The sequence below is a fragment of the Pseudomonas fuscovaginae SE-1 genome (assembly GCF_000364705.1).
Taxonomy (GTDB): domain Bacteria; phylum Pseudomonadota; class Gammaproteobacteria; order Pseudomonadales; family Pseudomonadaceae; genus Aquipseudomonas; species Aquipseudomonas fuscovaginae_A.
The window spans coordinates 1-778 of sequence record NZ_AQOH01000188.1 but is presented as its reverse complement, the minus strand read 5'-3'; the positions used below and the strand labels follow the sequence as shown (position 1 = coordinate 778).

Annotated in this window: 1 protein-coding gene; it reads right to left on the bottom strand. The window is 65.2% G+C overall.

The features are described from left to right. A partial coding sequence (locus tag K675_RS30925) for a condensation domain-containing protein (protein ID WP_037006707.1) occupies positions 1-778 on the bottom strand: 778 nt, incomplete at both ends.

The following is a 778-nucleotide window of genomic DNA, read 5'->3' as shown; positions in this document are numbered from 1 at the left end:
CACCAGCAACTGCTCGCGCTCGTCGGCCGGCAGGATCGACAGGCCACTCAGAGGCGCCTCCGGATCCTGTTCCAGAGCGTCAAGCAGATGCTCCAGCGCCGCTTCCATATAGGCACAGACCCGCATCGCCCCGATCTCGGCACTGACTTGCATATTCAGGCTGAAACCTTCACCCAGGTCATCGACGTTCAAGGTCAACGGGTAGTTGGTACGTTCTTCGCTACCGAGGGTCTCGATGCCGTGCCAGGCTTGCCCGGAAACATGGCCGACGGCGCTATGCCGGTAGTTGAGCAAGGCGCTGAACAGCGGTATCGGCGCTACCACGCCACTGCAACGCTGGGCCAGGGCCAAGGGCGCATGTTCGTGACCGAGCAACGCGGTGAGCCGCCCGTGGACCGCCTTGACCCCAGTGCGGGCACCTTGCCCGCCCACGGCGACCCGCAGCGGCAAGGTGTTGATGAACATCCCCAGCGCCCGGTCGGCGCCCTCGCCGCCCTGCATCCGCCCCATCAACACCGTACCGAACACCACCTCCTGCTTGCCCGAGACCTTGCCCAGTACCTGGGCCCAGGCCAGGTGATGCAGGCTGGCGGCGCTGACCCCCAACTGCCGGGCGCGAGTCCGCAGGCGCAAGCTCAGCGAAGGTGATAGAACACGGGTGGCTTCCTCGATGGCGTGACCGTCACCCTGCACGTCCTGCAAGCCGAACGGCAGGGTCGGCTCGTCGATATCGCCGAGCATCTCGCGGAAGAAGGTTTCATGTTCCTGCCGACTGACA